Below are 20,126 nucleotides of genomic sequence, written 5' to 3'. Positions count from 1 at the left end.
ATAAGTCCATAAGGGGGAAAAAGAAAGAGGATAAGAAGAGGTTCTTTAAAAATCATTTTAATATTTGAAATATGGTATTGGAAAGGGGGAAGAATAATCTTTATCAGTTGATTTATATTTAATTGGAGCTAATTCTGCGCTTGTTGAATGGCAGAAGGATTTGTTTTCGAAGCCATACCCAAGGGCACCCCTTAATTCATGCCCTCCGGGCAGGCGCACTCCGTGCGGCAAGGTATACCCAAGGGCACCCCTTAATACATGCCCTACGGGCGAGCGCACTCCGTGCGGCAAGGTATGATACCAAATACTTTTTGGAATCATTTTTAATTAGTTCCGATTAAGCTCCAGTTAGTCACCGGCAGAAGTTCCGGACCGTCACGATTTCGGCTCGCTGGCGATGCAGGGACCGCCTTATCCCCACTCCGGGAGTACCGCTCACATGTCGACGGGAAATCTTTATGATTTCCCATCTCCGGTTCGCTCAGAAATGGAATAGGTATTTCCGTTTCTGCCTCCCTCCGCCTGGGGAACACCGGCCGCTGCCCTGCAGCGCTCACCTTTAGGCCGGCCCAGAATCTTTCTGCCGGTGCTCTGCCTGCCGCATCACGTTGGATGAATTTCATTTCTTAGATTCCAGAAAAAGATTGGATATCCACACGCCCGCGCGCCTAATGGCAGCGGACTGCGGTGGACCGTCTCAATGATTTTCAAAACAAATGAGCGCTTATTTCGTTGCGGAAGAAAGAGCGAGAGGAAGGATCCGATTCCATCGTAAGGTGAGCGCCGCAGGGCGTTAGCAGGATCCTCCCGGCCGCAGGGAGGTAAAAACTGAATCTCATACAGGTTTTTATTGAAATCTGACATGGAAAAATATTGATTTATCCATGTCAGTTGGAAAGGACCGACTGGAGGCCGCAAAGATCCTGGTTATGGCTGCCAGCGAGCCGCCTAGATGGAATCGGATTTCCTCTTGTCTTATAAACCAGATTAAGAAAGTTTGTTTGAAAGATATTGAAAGGTATAACTTTCAAAATTATAATCTGATGTTGTAAGTAGCTTAGACATTCTATCATTCCCTTACATATTTTAACATTATATTCCCTTGTGCTCATCAACAACAGTATAAAATTAATTATATAGTTTTGACTCTTCTGGACAGTCAGAATAAAAACTGTGTTAAGAAATTTTTAAGTTTACAAACCATGTGGAATGTGTTATAAATCAGGCTATACAGCATACGTTATTAGTAAGATTACCAGGAGATGGATATGGAATTAACCTTTGGTGAACAGATTAAGATCATACTGAAAAGAAAAAATATGACTATCCGGCAACTGGCGGAGACGATTGAAGAACAGACCGGCCGGCCCATGTCCAGACAGAACCTGACACAGAAACTGAACCGGGACAATTTCCAAGAGCAGGATATGAGAGAAATCGCTCAGGCTCTGGGATGCGTAATTCAGATTTCCGTGATAGATCCGATGGAGGCAACAGTTGCTTCGCTGCAGTCCATGATGCAGCCAGCAAACGCCCGGGACATGTTTCAAGAAGGAAGGGCCGGAGCAGGGGAGGCGCTGTCACATGAGAAAACGGTTCAGAGGGACGAGCAGGGGGAAATCGCTGAGGGAGTCAGCGAGGAGGCATTTCCTGAAATGCCCGCTCTTTTGAAAGCAGGAGATGGCGATGAGTCCGCCGGAGCAGAAAGCGTATCTGCCGTGGGAGAGAATGCGGAGGAAGGGGCAGTTGATCCGGATGTACTCAGAGAGATTGAAATGGCATTGATGGAGTCCATTCAAAAAGAGCTTTATCCATTAAAAGATGGAGAGACCACCAGGGTAAATCAGGAATGGCAGGAGCAGGCCAATTCTCATTGGAGCAGAAAACAAAAGGAGCTCGAGGAACAAACTTCCCTGGATAAGGAGGAAAATGAACAGACGGAACAGGTAAGGAACGTTCCGGAAGAGATAGACACATCCGCGGTTTCCGACGTATCACCGGAGCCGGAGATGCAGACGGATGGAACAGCCGCCGAAGGAAAGGAGATTCCGGAAGAGCCGGTTGTCCAGGAAAATGACATGGATGAGGAAGATGCTCTTGCATGGGCGCAGAAAAGGCCCGCAAAGTGGCCCCGGCTGATCGTGCCGGGAGAGTCAGGGGAGGGGCATCAGCAGCCAGAAGCATCAGCCTATGAAGAGGATGAACCGGAGTTTGTGGAAACAGAGGACGATCTGGACGGGCTGGAATTCATTGAGATGGAAGAATTGGATGGCGGCGATATATCGGCAGTAACCGGTCCTTATACCCTGAAAAGAGAGCAGGAGCCTGAGGCAGAAGATCAGCGAGATAGTGCGGCACAGGAGGAACTGCTGACGGAGGGAACGGCATATGGGCCGCTGGCAGGTGCGCCTGGAACCGATGTTTCTTATGTCTCTGCGCCGTATGTTATACCGAGAGCGCCGGAATCAGAAGAATCTGTTTCGGACAATGGAGACGGAGAGAACAGCATGTACTTTGAGATTCCCTTGGAGGAGATACCGGAACCGTCCATTGATGACAGAGAGGAGACGGTACAAGATTACGGCGGCCAGCCGGAAGAACCAGATCTGGAAGAAAAGATCGCGTCCTGGGATGCCGCCGTGAAGCGGAGGCTGGAGAGGCCGATACTCATGTCGGCGGAAGAAAGGCGGGCCAGGAAAGCGGCAAGGGAAGCTAAATCGGCCGGGGCGGAGAACGCTGTGCCGGAGGGGGCCTCGAAGCCGAGAGTTCCCGATATCAATCCAGCCACTGGAAAAGAATATGAGACGAACACGGTAAAACATCACCCGACCAAACCGGATATGCTCCTTGTGTATGATAAGGATGAACATATGTGGATAGAGCAGGCAGAGCATGCGTTTACTAATTTCCAGATCAGAAAGCGCGCGATGTTGGGACGAGATTATGAGCCGCCGCTTTATCTGGATTAATGGAATGAATATTTGACTTATAAAGTGAATTTAAAAGCTGCTGTACCAAATTATTGGTGCAGCAGCTTTTTCGCTCTCCGCGGTTGAATCCGTTCCATTGCCTGACCCACCCTTCCGGATGGCTTCCATTTCTTAAATGTATACCTTGACGCACGGAGTGCGCTCGCCCGTAGGACATGTATTAAGGGGTGCCCTTGGTGTTATATGCTCTAAGTGACTTCTTAATCATGGTTTTTCTCATGGTTAGTGAAGCACTTAGAGCATTTTTCATACAAGGAGGGCACAAGCATGAGAAACACCAAAATAACACCGCTGTACGAGCGTTTGAGCCGCGACGACGAACTTTCCGGGGACAGCAACAGCATTATCCACCAGAAGCAGATGTTAGAGGAATACGCCAAGCGGAACGGCCTACCCAACCCGACCCACTTCACTGACGACGGTATTTCTGGAACCCGCTTTGATAGGCCCGGTTTTACCGCCATGATGGAGGAAGTCGAGGCGGGGCGCGTGGAGGCTATTGTCGTTAAGGACATGAGCCGGATAGGGCGCGATTATCTCAAAGTCGGCCAGATTATGGAGATTCTACGGCAAAAGGGTGTCCGGCTAATCGCCATCAACGACGGCGTGGACAGCGACAAGGGCGACGACGATTTTACCCCGTTCCGCAACATCATGAACGAGTTTTACGCGAGAGATACCAGCCGGAAAATCAAGTCCGTTTTCAAGGCAAAGGGCATGGCCGGAAAGCACATGACAGGGCAAGTCCCTTACGGCTATCTATGGGCCGATGAAAAGCGGGAGCAATGGGTAATCGACGAGGAAGCCGCCGACGTGGTTCGGCAAATCTTCCGGCTGACAATGGAGGGCTTTGGCCCCTATCAAATCTCCGAACTGCTCACACAGCAAGAAATCGAAATCCCCGCCGTTCATATGGCGCGATACGGCGAGGGCGTGAACAAAAACAAGACGTTCAAAGGCCCCTGTCAGTGGTGTTCGTCCTCTATCGTCCAAATCCTAAGAAAGCATGAATACTTAGGCCATACAGTGAATTTCAAGACCCGCAAGCACTTCAAGGACAAGAAAAGCCATTACGTCGATGAAAGCGAATGGACAATCTTTGAGGACACCCACGAGGCCATTATCGACCAAGAAACCTTTGACAACGTGCAACGAATCCGCGCCAATGTTCGCCGCTACCCGGACGGCTGGGGCGAGATTCACCCCTTGACCGGCCTCATGTACTGCGCCGATTGCGGCGGCAAGATGTACGTCCATCGCACCTACAACGGCAATCGTATCCCACAATATACTTGCGGCCAATACGGGAAAGTCCCCTGCGGGACGCTCTGCACCACACAGCACCGTATCAACGCCGAAGTGGTGACAACCCTCATTTCCGATATGCTTAAAGCTATCGCGGAGTACGCCAAGACCGACCGGGCCGAGTTTATCAAGACCGTACAGGAGGCGCAGACCACCCAACAAACCGCCGACGTTACCAAGAAAAAGAAACGGCTGGCGGCGGCACAGAAGCGGGCCGGGGAGCTTGAAAAGCTGATTTGTAAAATCTATGAGGACAACGCCCTCGGCAAGCTACCAGACGCGAGATATGCGGCCCTTGACGCGCAGTATGCCAAGGAGCAGGACGAGCTTACCGGCGAGATTGACGGGCTGGAAAAGGCCATCAGCGGCTATGAGGAAAGCCGGAAGTCAGCGGAGAAGTTTATTGCCCTTGTTGACAAATATGTGAGTTTTGACACCATGACAACGGCCATGCTCAATGAGTTTGTCGAGAAAATCCTTGTGCATGAGCGCGACCGCAAGGGCAGCATTGAAACCACGCAGGAAGTGGAAATATACTTCAACTTTGTGGGCCGCTATATCCCGCCCCACTTCGGAGAGGTCAACCTAACCCCGGAGGAACAGGAGGCCCTGCGCCAGAAAGAGGAACGCAAGGACAAGCTGCACCAGAACTATTTACGGCGCAAGGCAAATGGCAAGCAGCGGGAATATGAGGAACGGACAAAGACCGAGAAGCGGAAGAAAATGGAGGAAAAAAGAGCAGCCTTACGCGCCGAAGATATAGTAAAAGGCGTGTATACTACTATTGGGAGCTTGCCGAGACAAGAGCCGCAAAAAGGAACACTATCGGCCCGCGCTGCCATTTGATTCTGCAACTACCCGGAAACTCTACGGAGCGTTTGTTGCAATTATTTCAATTCGCATATATGATTAAATTTGGAGGTGGTGAAGATGGATTGTAGCAAAGTTGGTAAGTTAATTCTTACCTTGCGCCAAGAAAAGGGTATGACACAAAAGGCCCTTGCTAATGAAATGAATATTAGCGACAGGACTATATCAAAATGGGAACGTGGTATCGGCTGTCCCGATGTATCATTACTTCGTGAACTGTCTGCTATTTTGGAAGTCAATATTGAAAAAATACTGTTAGGTGATTTAGAGCCTAATGATATGGATAGAGGGAATATGAAAAAAATTAAGTTTTATGTATGCCCGGATTGTGGGAATGTTTTGTTCTGCACAGGAGAAAATGAGATTTCCTGTTGCGGCAGGAAATTAAGCCCTTTAACTGCGGGGCAGGAAGATTTACAACATAAAATTTGTGTGGAAGAAATTGAAAATGATTTCTATATCACATTACCGCACGAAATGAGCAAGCAACATTATATTACCTTTGTTGCTTACGTCACTTGCGATAGAGTGCTTTTAATAAAGCTCTATCCTGAACAGTCCGCAGAAGTCCGTTTCCCCAAAATGTACGGGGGAGAATTGTATGTTTGTTGCAGCAAGCACGGGCTTATAAGAAAGGGAAAAAACAATGTGTAATTTCCAGCCAATAGATATACAAACATGGCCTATGGCACAGACTTTTCACTACTACACACAGATGGCCCCAACCAGTTATACAGTTAATGTCAATATGGACGTGACGATTCTTAGAAAAGAGTTAAAAGCATATGGATATAAATTTTTCCCTGCATATCTCTATTTAGTGTCAAGGGCTATCGCAAAGCAACAAGAGTTGCGGATTGCCGTGAAAGACGGCATTTTGGGATATTGGGATTGTTTGACCCCGGCCTATCCACAATTTCACGAAGATGATAAGACGACTTCCCTGTTGTGGACGGAATACAATGATGATTTCAAAGAATTTCACAAACAGTATCTTGCCGATAAAAAGCTACACGGGCAAAGTCATGGAATACTTTCTTCCAAGGGATTGCCGTTGCCAAATGCTTATATCATATCTTGTATTCCGTGGTTTACGTTTAATAGCTTTTCACTTCATAATCATGGAATAAAAGATTATTATGTTCCAAGTATTGAGGCCGGAGGTTTTACAGAAACCAACACCGGAAAAATCATCATGCCACTATCCATTACCGTTCATCATGCTACGACAGACGGCTACCACCTAAAAGTGTTTTTCGAGGAACTACAACGGACAATGGATTGTCCGAGAGAATGGCTATAAACTTATATTGATTTTGTAAATCTGCCGCACGACGGCAAAAGAAAAAAAGCCGTCGTACAGCAGTAGATTTTACGCGCTTTTTTAGGCGGCTTTGAGAAATCAAGGCCGCTATTTCTATGCGGCCACAGGAGGGCCGCATATGAGTAAACACCCCTTTTGCCCTACCCCCTAACTGGGGGACAAGCCACAACAGAATAGCGAAAACGTCCAGCGGGGCGCAAGTGAAAGAACAGTCACTTGCGCCCCTTTTTCATGCGACAAAACCAGAGCTATTCCGTTGTGGTTCGCCTGCGATTGCAGACGAACGCCGGGGATATTTGACGAGCTATCGCGCCCCTATTTTCAGCAAGGCGCGTATACATAAAAATTTAAGAAAATCCGGCACAGGAGGGCCGGAAACCTCTCTTTTCCAGCGGGTCATCATCGGGCCAAGTTGGCCCGAACCTCCCGCCCATCGGGAGCGCCCCCGGTGCCGCTCCCCGCCTACCCCGTTTCGATTCGCACCAAACCCAATCGAAACGGAGGAAAGGCAGATGGAAGTCACCATCAAAATAAACGGACAAGCCCTGTCCGTGGAGGTTAGCGTCGAGGTCTACGAATACCTTGACAGCGCCAAGCACAAGAATGAAAACCTGTCCCATGAGAAGCGGCGGCATTGGGATTGTCGGGAGTTTGACGAGTACATAGCCGCCACCGAGGGCCGCTTGCCCTACCGGGAAACGCCGGAGGAACAGGTCTGCCGCATGGAAACGCGGGACGAGCTGTTTTCCGTGTTGGAGAGCTGCACCGAGGCGCAGCGGCGGCGGTTCCTACTCTACGCGCTGGACGGTTTGACGTTTGAGCAAATCGCCCGGTTGTCCGGCTGTTCCAAAGCCGCCGTACAGGACAGTATCGAGGCGGTACGAAAGAAATTTAAAAAACTTTTCTAAACCTACCCTACGAAACGCCGTTTTCGGGCTAACCAAGTGAGGGGTATCACACCCCATCACCGAGAGGGACAAGCAGTATCGCGCTGCTTGTCCCTCTCGCACTTTAGGAGGTTAGCCCATGATTATCAATCTACGCAAGTATTACTATCCCCTCTACAAGACGGACGTGCTTGTGGAGGTGCCGGACGAGGTGGCCGAAGCCCTTTTGCTCCTGCACCGGGAGAACAACAACCGTGAGAAAAAGATTTGGTATCACAAGGCGTATTTCTCCCTTGACTGCGAGGACGGTATCGAAAACGCCGCTATCGGTTGGGCGCAGCCGTCGCCGGAGGACTACATGGTTCAAGCCGAGGAAGAAGCGGCGCACGAATTATTGTTGGAGCATTTGCAGGAGGCCCTTGCCACTCTCACGCCGACGCAGGCCCGCCGCCTCCATATGCGCTATATGCTCGGCATGAAGTACCGGGAGATTGCCGCCGCCGAGGGTGTAGGCACGTCCCATGTCAGCCAATCCGTCCGGGCCGCCGTGAAGAAGCTACGAAACTATTTCAAAAAGCAAAAATGGACGAGGGAGGACAATTATTGAGGCCATTAGACGAGGAACAAAACCGGCTGGAAAAGGAAATCCGGCAGCTTGAAAACCGGCAGAAGATTTTACTGAACAAGAAAACCAACGCCGAACGCAAGGAGCGGACGCACCGCCTAATCGAGCGCGGGGCCATTCTGGAAAGTGTCTTTCCTGCCACTGTCCCCATGACCGGCGAGGAAGTCAAGGCGTTTCTGCTTGCCCTCTCCCACTTGCCAGAGGCGCGGGAGTTGCCGCCAAAGCCGCCGAACGCCGAGGGTACGCGATAGCTCCCTTGGTACAAGGGCGCACTTATACACCCTTGCGGGTGTCGTGCGCTCTGCGAGGCTTGTTGCGTCCTACGGACGCGATGGGGCGCTACTCGCCCCAAACCCCCAGTGAGCCACAGGTCACGGAACACCCGCTGCGGCGGCTATTCCGTTTCATGCGGCCTAATAGCCCCGCCCGAAAGGAGGTGGCAACCATAGCCATTTATCATTGCACCATCAAGATTATCAAGCGCAGCGAGGGCCGTTCAGCCGTCGCCGCAGCCGCCTACCGAAGCGGTCAGAAACTAACCAATGAATGGGACGGACATACCCACGACTACACCCGCAAGGGCGGTATCGTCCATTCTGAAATCATACTGCCCGCCCATGCGCCGCCCACCTTTTCCGACCGCTCCACCCTCTGGAACAGCGTGGAGGCAATCGAGAAATCCGGCAAGTCACAGCTTGCCCGCGAGCTTGAAATCGCCCTGCCCGCCGAGCTTGACCGTGAGGCGCAGCTTGCCCTTGTCCGCACCTACGTCCGGAACAATTTTGTGTCAGCCGGTATGTGCGCCGACTTTGCGCTTCACGACAAGGGCGATGGAAACCCTCACGCCCACATCATGCTCACCATGCGGCCCCTCACACCGGGCGGCGAGTGGGGCGCGAAATGCCGTAAGGAATACGACCTTGACGAGCGCGGCCAGCGAATCCCGGACGGCAAAGGCGGCTGGAAGAACCACCGCGCCGACACCACCGATTGGAACGACAGGGACAAGGCCGAACAATGGCGGGCGGCATGGGCCGAGTACGCCAACCGAGCATTAGAGCAAGCGAACCGCCCGGAGCGGATAGACCACCGCAGCTACAAACGGCAAGGCGTGGAGCAGCTACCCACCGTCCACATGGGAGTAGCGGCTACCCGCATGGAGCGGCGCGGCATTGTCACCGACAAGGGGAACATCAATCGGCAGATTGCCGCCGACAACAAACTCTTGAAAGAAATCAAGGCCCGCATGACCCGACTTTACAACTGGACGAAAGAAGAAGCCTCCAAGCCCCAAGGCCGGGAAAGCGTCATGGCCCAGCTCTGGCAAGCGCGGCAGGAAATGAGCAAACCGGCGACCCGCACCGGCAAGGTGAAAGCCCTCCAAGAGAGCGCCGCCCTGTTCAATTTTCTGCAAGGGAACGGTATCACGTCCATGCAAGAGCTGCACGAAAAGATAGCCGCTATGAACAGCGCCTACTACAACCAGCGCGGCGAAATCGTCAGCGCCGAGCGCCGGATTGCCGCCCTCACGGAACGGCTGGAAATGTGGGCGCAGTACGAGAAATACAAGCACATTCGCCGCCAGCTTGACAGTTTGAAGCCCAGCAAGCAAGAGAAATTTGCGGCCCAACACGGCCCGGAATTGGCTCTGTTTGACACCGCAGCCCGACAGTTAAAAGACCTTACCGCCACCGGCGAGGCCGTCACCCCGAAGCAATGGCGGGCCGAGGCCGACACCCTCACCGCCAAAAAGGACGTGCTGTATCAAGAAATGCGAGCCATGCGGGAGGAAATCAAGGCCGTCGAGGGCCTACGCAAAGCCGCCGAGCAGTTAGCCAAGACCGAAGCACCCCGAAAGGAGCGAGAAAATGACCGATAGAATCAGCCCCGAAACGATACCCAACCACAGCATTTTGATACGGATAGGCGTTACCCCTACCGACATACCCCCATGCTTTTTAGAGGGGCCTACGGGCGCTCAAATCCCCCAAAATGACACCGAAACGCTACGCAAAATCCGTGTGTCCGTCCGCGTCGAGGTTTTGCCGGAAAGGAGCGTCGCACCATGCCGAGAATGAGCAAAAAGCGCAAGCAGGAATGGGGATTTTTCCTCAATGACCGTAACCGCATGACTTACAATCCGCTGTGCCGCAAGTGCCGCCGCGACTGCAAGCAGAGTTTCCGCGCCGTTGTCGTGGATTGCCCGCACTACTTTTCCAAGCGGGGAAAGGAACGTAAAAGCGATGACTGAAAACAGACGATATTACTATCTCAAGCTCAAGGAGAGCTTTTACAACAGCGAAACAATGGTAATTCTGGAAAGTATGCAGGACGGGCTTCTCTACTCCAATCTGCTGCTGAAGATGTACTTAATGGCGCTCAAAAGCAACGGCGTTCTCATGCTGAACGAGCGTTTACCCCACACGCCGCAGACCATAGCCACTTTCACCCGCCATCAGGTGGGGACAGTGGAACGGGCGCTCAAGGTGTTTATCGAGTTTGGCCTTGTGGAAGTGCTGACGGACGGGGCTTTCTATATGGCCGATATGCAACTTTTAATCGGCCAATCCTCCACCGAGGGGGAGCGGAAAAAGAAAGAGCGTTCACGGCTGGAACGGAAAAAACTGCTTCCGGGCGGGGCGGTGGACATTTGTCCACCCAATGGCGAGGTGGACAAATGTCCGTCTATATTAGAGTATAGAGATAAAGAGATTAGAGATAAGAGTACAGAGAATAGAGAGGGAGAACGCGCCCGCGCCTTTGGCCGCTATGAGAATGTCAGATTGACCGATATCGAGCTTGCCGAGCTGCAAGCGGAGTTTCCCACCGTCTGGGAAAGCTACGTCGAAAAGCTGTCGGCCTACATGGAATCCACCGGCAAGACCTACAAGAGCCATGCCGCCACTATCCGGCGTTGGGCCGCAGAGGACGGCAAAAAGGGCGGCGGCTTGCCCGCCTACACCTACAAGGAGGGCGAGAGCTTATGAGGGATGAGCTGGAAAGAATGATTGACAACATACCGTCAGCCACGCGGGAGCCGGAGGACACCACCGACCCGGCCACCGGCCTGTTAATCTGCGGCAAGTGCCACACACCCAAGCAATGCCGCGTGACGCTTTTCGGGACGGAGCGGCTTTTGCCCTGCCTCTGTCAGTGTGAGCAGGAACGCCTAAAGGCACAGGAGGCCGCAAGGCAGGAGCAGGAACGGCTTGCCAAAATCCACCGGCTGAAAGCCAACGGCCTACAAGACAAGGCGCTTTTCGCCTATACCTTTGACCGGGACGACGGCCAGAACCCGGCCATGAAGTACGCCCGCCGCTATGTGGAGCATTGGCCGGAAATGAAAGAGCGCGGGCAGGGGCTTCTCTTGTGGGGCGGCGTGGGAACCGGCAAGACCTTTGCCGCCGCCTGTATCGCCCATGCCCTCACCGAGCAGAGTGTCCCCGTCCTTATGACGAACTTCTCAAAAATCCTTAACAGCTTATCGGGCATGTTCAGCGAGGACAGGAACAAATACCTTGCCAGCTTCAACCATTTCAGCCTGCTTATCATCGACGATTTAGGCATTGAGCGCAATTCAGAATACGCGCTGGAACAGGTTTACAACGTCGTTTACAGCCGGTATTTGAGCCGTCTCCCGCTCATCATCACCACCAATTTACCGCTTGCAGAGCTGCAAGCACCGGGGGACTTAGCCCATGCCCGAATCTATGACCGCGTTCTGGAACGCTGTACGCCGGTCTGCTTTTCCGGCAAGAACTACCGCAAGGACAACGCCGCCGCCAACAAGACCGAGGCCGCGAGGCTTCTCAACGAATAATTTTGACCCACCGACACGGCCCGCTACTGGCGGAGCCGCTTTCGAGAAAGGAGCGCCTATGAGCAACGAACAGACCAACATCACCACCGCAACCGAGAGCGCGGCCCCCATCACCGCGCCGGAGGCTGAACCGTTTGCGCTTGTGAAGAAAATCGGCAAGACCACCTACAAGGTGAGAATCCATTTCAGCACCACCAGCCACGAAACCATGAGCGACAAAATCAAGCGTATGCTCAAAAATGAGATTCAGCAAATGTGAGCGCCAGAGGGCCGGGAACCTGTTTCAGTTTCCCGGCCCTCTTACTGCCCCAATGTATGAACGATTTGTAAACATGATGAAAAAGTCCTTGACAAGTCGTTTCTGGGTATACAGCCAAATACTTTTTGGAATCATTCCTTAAGGGTCTTTACCAAGACACCGGCAGAAGTTTCGGACCGTCACGATTTCGGCTCGCTGGCGATGCAGGGGCCGCTTTATCCCCTCTCCGGGAGTACCGCTCACATGTCGGCAGGAAATCTTTATGATTTCCTGTCTCCTGTTCGCTCAGAAACGGAATCGGTATTTTTCGTTTCTGCCTCCCTCCGCCTGGGGAACTCCGGCCTCTGCCCTGCAGCGCTCACCTTTAGGCCGGCCCGAAATTTTTCTGCCGGCGCCCTGCCTGCCGCACCACATTGGATGAATTTCATTCCTTAGATTCCAGAAAAAGATTGGATATCCACACGCCCGCGCGCCTAATGGCAGCGGGCTGCGGTGGACCGCCCCGATGACTTTCAAAACAAATGAACGCTTATTTCGGTGCGGAAGAAAGAGCGAGAGGAAGGATCCGATTTCATCGTAAGGCGAGTGCCGCAAAGGCGTTAGCAGGATCTTCCCGGCCGCAGGGAGGTAAAAACCGAATTTCATGCAGGTTTTTATTGGAATCTGACATGGAAAAATATCAATTTATCCATGTCAATTGGAAAGGACCGACTGGAGGCCGTAAAGATCCTGGTTACGGCTGCCAGCGAGCCGCCTGGATGGAATCGGATTTCCTCTTGCCTTGTAAGCCAGATTAAGAAAACTTGTTTGAAAGGTATTTAAAGGTATGATTGCAAAGACTTTGGCTTTTGTGTGGATTGTCCTGATGGGATGATGACTGTATAAATAAGCACAAAATGAATCATTTATTAAGTTAAGCGCCGCTTGACGCGGAGCTTTTCTTTTTATCCGCCTGACGTTTGATCACCTTCAGACGGGTGAACTCTTCACGCTCTTTTTCCTCCAGAGCATTCTGGATGTTGTGGACCAGAGCCTCATATTTGGGTATGGTGATATTTTTCAGGGCATTTGCCCGTTTCTGGGTCTTTTTAATGTTAAAGGATAGCCGGTATGCGGAGTTTTCTACAGTGGTCAGGCGGAGGGTCAGCTCCTTCACTTTTTCAAACTGCATCCTGGCATCGTCCAGGAACTGGTTGGTGCTGTGGAAGGAATAAGCGAGGGAAGGTGACCGTTTTTCGAATTCTACAAGAGGAATCTCCGTACCCATGATGCTCCGGGTCTTCACCCGGACAGAGTTCTCCAGGGGAATCGCGGCGCTGGCTTCCCGGACCCGGTTCATACCCATTTCCAGGATGGCGCGCTGCAGAGAAGCATAGGCCTCCGTAAAGGTCTTATCTATCTCGCTTTGAATGGAACTGGCTTTTTCAATGAGCTGCATCAGTTCACGGATCAAAATATTTCTTTTTTTGTCCATCAGCTCATAGCCCTGCTTGGACAGGGCCAGAGAATTCTTTATGATGATCAGGTTGCCTTTTGTTGCACATGTATTCAGATCCATAAAATCACCTGCCGTCTTGATGAAGATCGTAATACTTATCCAGGAGCTTGGTATCTACGCGGTCCAGCTCCGCCTTCGGTAAGATGCGGAGAAGCTCCCACCCCAGATCTAAAGTTTCCTCAATGGTCCGGTTCTCTTCTTCTCCCTGTCCTACAAACTGCCCTTCAAACTGACGCCCGAATTCCAGATACTTTTTATCAATAGGTGATAATTCGTCCTCGCCGATCACGGACGCCAGAGCCCTGGCGTCAGATACCTTGGCGTAAGCAGAAAAAAGCTGGTTGGCAAGATCCTGATGGTCCTCGCGAGTGTAGCCTGCGCCGATTCCATCCTTCATCAGACGGGACAGGGACGGAAGCACACTGATGGGAGGATAGACCGACTGCCCATGGAGATAACGGTCCAATACGATCTGCCCCTCAGTGATGTATCCGGTCAAGTCGGGAATCGGATGGGTGATATCGTCGTTCGGCATCGTAAGAATCGGAATTTGGGTGACGGAGCCGTCCACGCCGGCCACAATTCCGGCTCTTTCATAAATGGATGCCAGATCGCTGTACAGATATCCAGGAAATCCCTTTCTGGAAGGAATCTCACCCTTGGATGAGGAGACCTCCCGGAGCGCTTCCGCATAGGAAGTCATATCCGTGAGAATGACCAGGATGTGCATATTCAGTTCAAATGCTAAGTATTCCGCAGTGGTAAGGGCCACCTTGGGAGTGATGAGACGCTCTACTACTGGATCATTCGCCAGATTTAGGAACGTTACCACATGATCTGAAACGCCGCTCTCCTCAAAGGTCCTGGTGAAGAACTGGGACACGTCATGAGTGACGCCCATGGCTGCGAAGACAATGGCAAAGTTTTCGTCAGAGCCTTCACCCAGGGAAGCCTGCCTTACAATCTGAGCCGCCAGCCTGTCGTGAGGGAGGCCGTTTCCTGAAAATATAGGCAGCTTCTGGCCGCGGATCAAGGTAGTCAGGCAGTCAATTGCCGAAATACCAGTCCGGATATAGTTCCTGGGGTATTCACGGGTGACAGGATTCAGAGGAAGACCGTTCACATTTCTTCTCAGATCGCTGTGGATTTCTTCCAGCCCGTCCACGGGTTTTCCAATCCCATTAAAGGTACGGCCGAGCATCTTAGGGGAGAGTCCGATTTCCATGGGATGGCCGGTCAGCATCGTGTGAGTATTGTTCAGGGATACGTTTTCCATGCCTTCAAAAACCTGGATGATGGCCTTGTCTCCGTAAAGTTCGATGATACGTCCGATCTTCTTATCCTTTCCGTTTACGGTAATCTCTACGATCTCTTCAAAGGAAGCGTCTTCTACGCCCTCCAGAACGACCAGGGGGCCATTGATCTCACTTAAACCTAAATATTCAATTGACATATCCTCTGCCTCCTTATGCGTTCTTTTCCATGATACGGTCATAGAACTGGTCGATGGCTTTCTTGTAATCATCGAACAGATCAAGCTTGTCGTTGGGCACATCATATTTGATGGCAATTATTTTTTCAAAGATGTCTTCGGTTTTCAGAATGGAAACCGGCATGTTCATGGAAATCAGAGATTTGCACCGGGAATACAGGTACAAAATGGTTTCCATCATTTTAAACTGCTTTTGCAGAGGGACACATGTGTCCTCTTGGTGGAACGCGTTCTGCTGGAGAAATCCAAGACGGATGACCCGCGAGATCTCCATGACCAGCTTCTGATCGTCTGGAAGAACGTCGCTTCCGATCAGCTTAACGATTTCCATAAGACTGCTTTCCTGGTTTAAAAGGGAAACAATCTGATTTCGGTAATTAATAAAGTTTTTGTCCACGTTCTTGGTGTACCAGGCGCTCAGGTCGGACATATACTCACTGTAGCTGGTCAGCCAGTGGATGGCAGGAAAATGTCTCGCGTAAGCAAGTGATTTATCCAGACCCCAGAAGCAGCGGACGAACCGCTTGGTATTCTGCGTGACAGGCTCGGAGAAATCGCCGCCCTGGGGAGAGACAGCGCCTATGATGGAAACGGACCCCTCATTTCCATTCAGAGTCTGCATGATGCCGGCCCGTTCATAAAAGGCAGACAGCCGGGAAGCCAGGTAAGCCGGAAAACCTTCCTCAGCCGGCATTTCCTCCAATCGGCCGGACAGCTCTCGGAGAGCCTCCGCCCAGCGGGAAGTGGAATCGGCCATGATGGCCACATGATATCCCATATCCCGGTAGTATTCTGCCAATGTCACACCAGTATAGATGCTTGCTTCACGGGCGGCAACAGGCATGTTGGAAGTGTTGGCGATCAAGGCGGTCCTGGCCATCAGGGGCTGGCCCGTCTTGGGGTCTGTCAGCTTTGAAAAATCTTCCAGGACCTGGGTCATCTCATTTCCACGTTCCCCGCATCCAATGTAGATGATGATATTTGCGTCAGACCATTTCGCGATCTGGTGCTGGGTCATGGTCTTTCCGGTACCGAAGCCTCCAGGTATTGCTGCCGTACCGCCCTTGGCGATGGGAAACAGAGTGTCCAGGATCCTCTGGCCTGTTACAAGCGGCATGGTACAAGGATAGCGCTTCGCCGTAGGGCGGGGGACCCGGATGGGCCATTTCTGGGTCATGGTCAGCTTCTTCTGAGTGCCGTCAGGGCAGTTAAGAGTAACCAGGACATCATTGATCGTATAACGTCCGTCCGGCGCTGCGGAGATGACCTGGCCGGAAACATCCGGAGGCACCATGACCTTGTGGACGATGGAAGGGGTTTCCGGTACCTCGGCGATTATGGTGCCGCCGTATACCTGTTCTCCCTCCTTTACTGTGATGTGAGCATCCCAGAGCTTTTCTGTGTCCAGGGCGTCTACGCTGACGCCGCGGCCGATATAAGCGCCGGAGCGTTTGGCGATCTGGCCGAGAGGCCGTTCGATGCCGTCAAAGATGTTGTTCAGGATTCCGGGTGCCAGGGTGACGGACAAAGAAGCGCCGGAGCCTTCCACCAGTTCGCCGGGACGCAGACCAGTGGTCTCCTCAAAGACCTGGATGGTCGTGGTGTCGGAAGTGAGACGTATGACTTCACCCACCAGACGTTCTTTCCCCACATATACCATCTCAGACATGGCAAATCCGGGGCTGCCCTTCAGATAAATAACCGGGCCGTTAATTCCATGGATGGTGCCGGTCTTATTCATGGCTTATCCCTCCTTCAAATGAGAAATTCTCCTTTTCTTTTTCCAATAAGGTCTTGAAGGAGTAATCAAGCAGTATACGGCGATCCGGCAGGACTGCGCGGATTCCGCCCCCAAAGAGCTCCTGGCTCATGGTCAGATGCACGCCGGTGGCGGCCTCCAGGGCGCGGCTCCTATGGGAATCGGCCGGATCGATATAGACGATCAGATTCTGGTCACCGGCATATTTTTTGGCGCGGTTTATCCTCCGGATCAGGAAATCTTCGTATTCTTTGGTATCCATAAATCGTTCCAGCGCTCCGGAAACCTCCGAGAAGAGCTGGGCCCTCAGGTCGGCCTCCACCTGGCTCAGTTCCCTCTTGATATCCATCTGTGCCTGGAACAATTGTTTGTTGGCTTCCCGTTTGAGCTGTTCCGTCTCCGTCCTGATCTGGGCTTCCGTCTGGACGCCTACGTCTGCAACGTGCTCTTCATATATTTTGTCTAAAGCATCCGCGTAATCATGGAAAATGGCGTTCCCGCGGGCACGGGCATCCTCCATGGAGCGGTTTCTGAACTGTTGTAGCTTTTCTTCCGTCGTCAAGTCGTTCACCCCTCTTTATAGCTTTAATCCGATGGCTTCATTTACATAGGAAGTGATAAAATCAGGACTTCGCCCGGTGCCGTGGCGGTCGGGAATCTCCTCAAAGAGAGGGATTTTAGCCGACAGCTTCAGATCGTCTACGATCTCCGGAAACCTTCTGCCGAAATATTCGGTCAGCAGGACAATCCCTATATCCTTATCGGCCCTGACTTTATCAAGGGCATCCTTAAATTCCTGTTTTTCATGGACAACGACGCCCTCGATTCCGGCCAGCCTCATGCCGGTCAGAGTGTCAATGTTGTCACTGATCAAAAATAGTTTCATCAGCCTAATTTACCAAGGATCATGATGGATACGATCAGGCCGTACAGAGCAACACCTTCTGCCAGTGCGACGAAGATGAGGGATTTGCCGAGGACGGAGGAATCTTCGCTGATAGCTCCAAGAGCCGCGCTGGCAGCGGATGCTACAGCGATGCCGGCGCCGATACAGGAAAGGCCGGTGGAAAGGGCGGCGGCTACGTAACCGAGGCCCGCGGCGGAGCTGGAAGCGGCGGCGGCTGTCTCGGAAGCGGCGCCGGCTGCCTCTGCGCTGCCGCCAAACAGCATGATATCAGCGATCACCAGGGTGCCGAAGAAGAAAAATACGTTGAAAGCCAGAGATTTCTTGAAACGTCCCTTTCTTTTTTCACCCATGAGATATACGCCGAAGGGAAGAATGATGCTGAGCACAAGTGCTGCGATCAAAAGAATTTTTGTAATCATAGTCATGACAAAGGTCCTCCTTATTTGTTGGTAATCGTCTTAAAAGGTTTAAATTCCCGGCCGGAGCCTGAGAAATATCTGCTGAACATTTCATAATACTCCAGACGGAGTACGTGGATGCCTACGATCAGGCCTTCCATGCCGGCCACGAAAATATTGCCGATGACGACCACAGGCCAGTTGGGGCTTCCGCCGTTTTCTGCGCCTGCCAGCATCAGCACTACCTGCATCATCCCCGCGTGGCTCAGGGCAAACGCTCCGATACGTACAAAGGAAATAGTGTTGGTGAGATAACTTAACACTACTTCAAATAGTTCAAATATGGACTGCACCAGGTACATGACCGGGCCTCCGGGAAGCGTTTCCTTTTTCCGCTCCAGGAGATTTATGATGGGCTCCTTGAACAAAAGAAGGATAAGCGGAACAATGAAGGCGATCATCAGGATGATGGTCGCGGGCAGCGCATGGCCGCTCATGTAAAGGACAATGGTCGCTACGGCGGAGCCGTAGAAAATGATCCCCAGAACGCCGTTGGTGTCAAAGACGATCTTACCAATGTCGCGGGATTTGATGCCATTATAGATGTTGAACAGCATGGAGACCAGGATGAGGCCCATGCCCAGCGCGACGCTGACCACAAGGACTACATTCAGGTTCCCCACCACAGGGAGAGTCATGGTAGCTTTCATGGGTGTCAGCCAAAGAGGCTTTATGACATTTTCAAATCCAAAGAAGCTGCCGTACAGGACACCGAATATGGTGGAAAAGATACCGGCTATTGAAATGACGGCGGCCAGGTTGGACTTTTTAAAGCGGTAGATCAGGAAGCCGCCGATAATCAGGCAGAGACCCTGGCCCGCATCTCCGAACATGGCCCCGAATATGAACGCATAGGTCAGAGCCACAAAGACGGTGGGGTCAAATTCATTGTAGGCAGGCATGCCGTACATCCGGATAAACATCTCAAAGGGACGGAACAGTTTTGGATTCTTAAGCTTCGTGGGAGGAGTTCGGAAATGCTCACTCTCCTTAGGCTGTTCATCCTCCAGGACACAGTAGAGATCCGGATCATGCTCCCGGACTTCCTTCAGAAAAGCCAGAGCGTCTTTATTCGTCATCCATCCGCAGAGGATGAAGAACATGTTGTGGCCGGCCCTGGTACATGCCGCCATCTTCCGAATATCAAAGGTGGAGATCAGGGAATCCATTTTTTCCTTTGCGGAGATCAGCTCTTGGCGATGAGAATCCAGGAGAGCGGCCAATTCCTTTTTGCAGGCGGCCACCTTCTCTTCATTTTCTTTTATCAGGCGTTCATAGTCCGAACAGATCTCCTGAGGAGTACCGGTGTATTTTTCGGACAGGAAGGTGCTTTCAAAATGGAGAGAAGAATAAATGGTGTCGATCTTGTCGAATTCTGACTGAGGTACAAAGAAAATACCCCATACATACGCGCTGTCGCTGTAGCAGGGATAGAAAATCGTATCCAGGTCGTCGTAGACAAACTGCTTGAACGTGCGGTAATCGGCCATTGCAAACCGGCCGAAGCGGAACTTGGTGAAGCTGAACTTTAAGATGTCCTCGATATTGAAATCCAATCCGCGGAAAGGAAGGACCGTTTCGTATTGGGCTCTCAGGTCCTTTCCCTCATTTTCCAGCTGGATCTTCCGGTCCCGGATGGAAGAAGCCTCTGCATCCAGATTCTCAATGATGCAGACAGCCTTTTCCCTGGACAGGGAGACTGTAGCAGCGGTTTCTTTTCCCGGAATCTCCAGGAGCAGGGCGTGCGCCTTGTCGCGCAGGCTCTTGTAAGGATTGGGTTCAATGAAAGGAGTCAGCTCTTTTACCGTTTTCAGCTCCGAGAGGGCGTTTTCCAGGTGCATTTCATATTTTGACAGATACTGTTCTGTCACCCGGTCAATCTGCTCTTTCGGGCCGGTGATACTCAGAAATTTCATTTTTTCTATCATTTCT

General features: G+C 51.8%; 21 protein-coding genes. 12 read left to right on the top strand and 9 right to left on the bottom strand.

Annotated features, from left to right (window positions below):
- Positions 1-323 precede the first annotated feature (323 nt).
- A complete protein-coding gene (locus H9Q78_RS08065) occupies positions 324-623 on the bottom strand; it encodes a hypothetical protein (protein ID WP_249300827.1) in 300 nt (99 codons plus the stop codon).
- A 645-nt stretch (positions 624-1,268) separates the two neighbouring features.
- Between H9Q78_RS08065 and H9Q78_RS08060 the strand changes: the two genes are divergently transcribed.
- The 12 genes from H9Q78_RS08060 (at position 1,269) to H9Q78_RS08005 (ending at position 12,080) form a co-directional block, all read left to right on the top strand.
- Entirely contained in the window at positions 1,269-2,969 is a 1,701-nt protein-coding gene (locus tag H9Q78_RS08060) for a hypothetical protein (RefSeq protein WP_249300825.1), read from the top strand.
- 288 nt (positions 2,970-3,257) lie between these two features.
- Positions 3,258-5,141 (top strand): recombinase family protein, encoded by a 1,884-nt coding sequence (locus tag H9Q78_RS08055; RefSeq protein WP_249300822.1) that lies wholly within the window; start codon positions 3,258-3,260, stop codon positions 5,139-5,141.
- Positions 5,142-5,225: 84 nt separating this feature from the next.
- Positions 5,226-5,819, top strand: coding sequence for a helix-turn-helix domain-containing protein (locus tag H9Q78_RS08050; protein ID WP_249300820.1), 594 nt, complete (start codon positions 5,226-5,228; stop codon positions 5,817-5,819).
- A complete protein-coding gene (locus tag H9Q78_RS08045; protein WP_249300819.1) occupies positions 5,812-6,468 on the top strand; it encodes a CatA-like O-acetyltransferase in 657 nt (218 codons plus the stop codon). The genes H9Q78_RS08050 and H9Q78_RS08045 overlap by 8 nt, the downstream gene beginning before the upstream one ends.
- Before the next feature lie 533 nt (positions 6,469-7,001).
- The gene (locus H9Q78_RS08040) at positions 7,002-7,397 is read left to right on the top strand and encodes an RNA polymerase sigma factor (RefSeq protein ID WP_249300818.1); all 396 of its coding nucleotides are present in this window, start codon (positions 7,002-7,004) and stop codon (positions 7,395-7,397) included.
- A 118-nt stretch (positions 7,398-7,515) separates the two neighbouring features.
- The gene (locus H9Q78_RS08035; RefSeq protein ID WP_249300817.1) at positions 7,516-7,983 is read left to right on the top strand and encodes a sigma factor-like helix-turn-helix DNA-binding protein; all 468 of its coding nucleotides are present in this window, start codon (positions 7,516-7,518) and stop codon (positions 7,981-7,983) included.
- On the top strand, positions 7,980-8,252 hold the full coding sequence (locus H9Q78_RS08030; RefSeq protein ID WP_249300816.1) for a DUF3847 domain-containing protein: 273 nt from the start codon (positions 7,980-7,982) through the stop codon (positions 8,250-8,252). Before H9Q78_RS08035 ends, H9Q78_RS08030 begins: the two co-directional genes overlap by 4 nt.
- A gap of 155 nt (positions 8,253-8,407) precedes the next feature.
- On the top strand, positions 8,408-9,880 hold the full coding sequence (mobQ, locus tag H9Q78_RS08025; protein ID WP_283245044.1) for a MobQ family relaxase: 1,473 nt from the start codon (positions 8,408-8,410) through the stop codon (positions 9,878-9,880).
- A 186-nt stretch (positions 9,881-10,066) separates the two neighbouring features.
- Complete coding sequence (locus tag H9Q78_RS08020; RefSeq protein ID WP_249300814.1) at positions 10,067-10,252, top strand: hypothetical protein; 186 nt, start codon at positions 10,067-10,069, stop codon at positions 10,250-10,252.
- Entirely contained in the window at positions 10,245-10,988 is a 744-nt protein-coding gene (locus tag H9Q78_RS08015; protein ID WP_249300812.1) for a phage replisome organizer N-terminal domain-containing protein, read from the top strand. The genes H9Q78_RS08020 and H9Q78_RS08015 overlap by 8 nt, the downstream gene beginning before the upstream one ends.
- Positions 10,985-11,821 (top strand): ATP-binding protein, encoded by an 837-nt coding sequence (locus H9Q78_RS08010; RefSeq protein WP_249300810.1) that lies wholly within the window; start codon positions 10,985-10,987, stop codon positions 11,819-11,821. Before H9Q78_RS08015 ends, H9Q78_RS08010 begins: the two co-directional genes overlap by 4 nt.
- Positions 11,822-11,879: 58 nt before the next feature.
- Positions 11,880-12,080, top strand: a complete 201-nt coding sequence (locus H9Q78_RS08005) for a transposon-encoded TnpW family protein (protein WP_249300809.1) — start codon at positions 11,880-11,882, stop codon at positions 12,078-12,080.
- 260 nt (positions 12,081-12,340) lie between these two features.
- Here H9Q78_RS08005 and H9Q78_RS08000 read toward each other — a convergent pair whose 3' ends face one another.
- The 8 genes from H9Q78_RS08000 to H9Q78_RS07965 form a co-directional block, all read right to left on the bottom strand.
- Positions 12,341-12,508 (bottom strand): hypothetical protein, encoded by a 168-nt coding sequence (locus H9Q78_RS08000; protein WP_249300807.1) that lies wholly within the window; start codon positions 12,506-12,508, stop codon positions 12,341-12,343.
- Positions 12,509-12,993: 485 nt separating this feature from the next.
- Positions 12,994-13,638 carry a V-type ATP synthase subunit D gene (locus H9Q78_RS07995; RefSeq protein ID WP_249300805.1) on the bottom strand — a complete coding sequence of 215 codons (645 nt, stop codon included), beginning with the start codon at positions 13,636-13,638 and terminating at the stop codon, positions 12,994-12,996.
- 4 nt (positions 13,639-13,642) lie between these two features.
- The gene (locus H9Q78_RS07990) at positions 13,643-15,031 is read right to left on the bottom strand and encodes a V-type ATP synthase subunit B (protein WP_249300803.1); all 1,389 of its coding nucleotides are present in this window, start codon (positions 15,029-15,031) and stop codon (positions 13,643-13,645) included.
- Between the two features lie 13 nt (positions 15,032-15,044).
- Positions 15,045-16,811: a V-type ATP synthase subunit A gene (locus tag H9Q78_RS07985; protein WP_249300801.1), complete on the bottom strand. Its 1,767-nt coding sequence runs from the start codon at positions 16,809-16,811 to the stop codon at positions 15,045-15,047.
- Positions 16,804-17,391, bottom strand: coding sequence for a V-type ATP synthase subunit E (locus H9Q78_RS07980; protein ID WP_249300799.1), 588 nt, complete (start codon positions 17,389-17,391; stop codon positions 16,804-16,806). Before H9Q78_RS07980 ends, H9Q78_RS07985 begins: the two co-directional genes overlap by 8 nt.
- A gap of 15 nt (positions 17,392-17,406) precedes the next feature.
- Entirely contained in the window at positions 17,407-17,715 is a 309-nt protein-coding gene (locus H9Q78_RS07975; protein WP_147597569.1) for a V-type ATP synthase subunit F, read from the bottom strand.
- The gene (locus tag H9Q78_RS07970) at positions 17,715-18,161 is read right to left on the bottom strand and encodes an ATP synthase subunit C (RefSeq protein ID WP_249300797.1); all 447 of its coding nucleotides are present in this window, start codon (positions 18,159-18,161) and stop codon (positions 17,715-17,717) included. Before H9Q78_RS07970 ends, H9Q78_RS07975 begins: the two co-directional genes overlap by 1 nt.
- A gap of 14 nt (positions 18,162-18,175) precedes the next feature.
- Positions 18,176-20,122, bottom strand: coding sequence for a V-type ATP synthase subunit I (locus H9Q78_RS07965; protein WP_249300796.1), 1,947 nt, complete (start codon positions 20,120-20,122; stop codon positions 18,176-18,178).
- Positions 20,123-20,126 lie beyond the last annotated feature (4 nt).

The organism is Qiania dongpingensis, assembly GCF_014337195.1.
GTDB classification, from domain to species: Bacteria; Bacillota; Clostridia; order Lachnospirales; family Lachnospiraceae; genus Lientehia; species Lientehia dongpingensis.
This window is presented reverse-complemented; position numbering and strand designations above follow the sequence as displayed.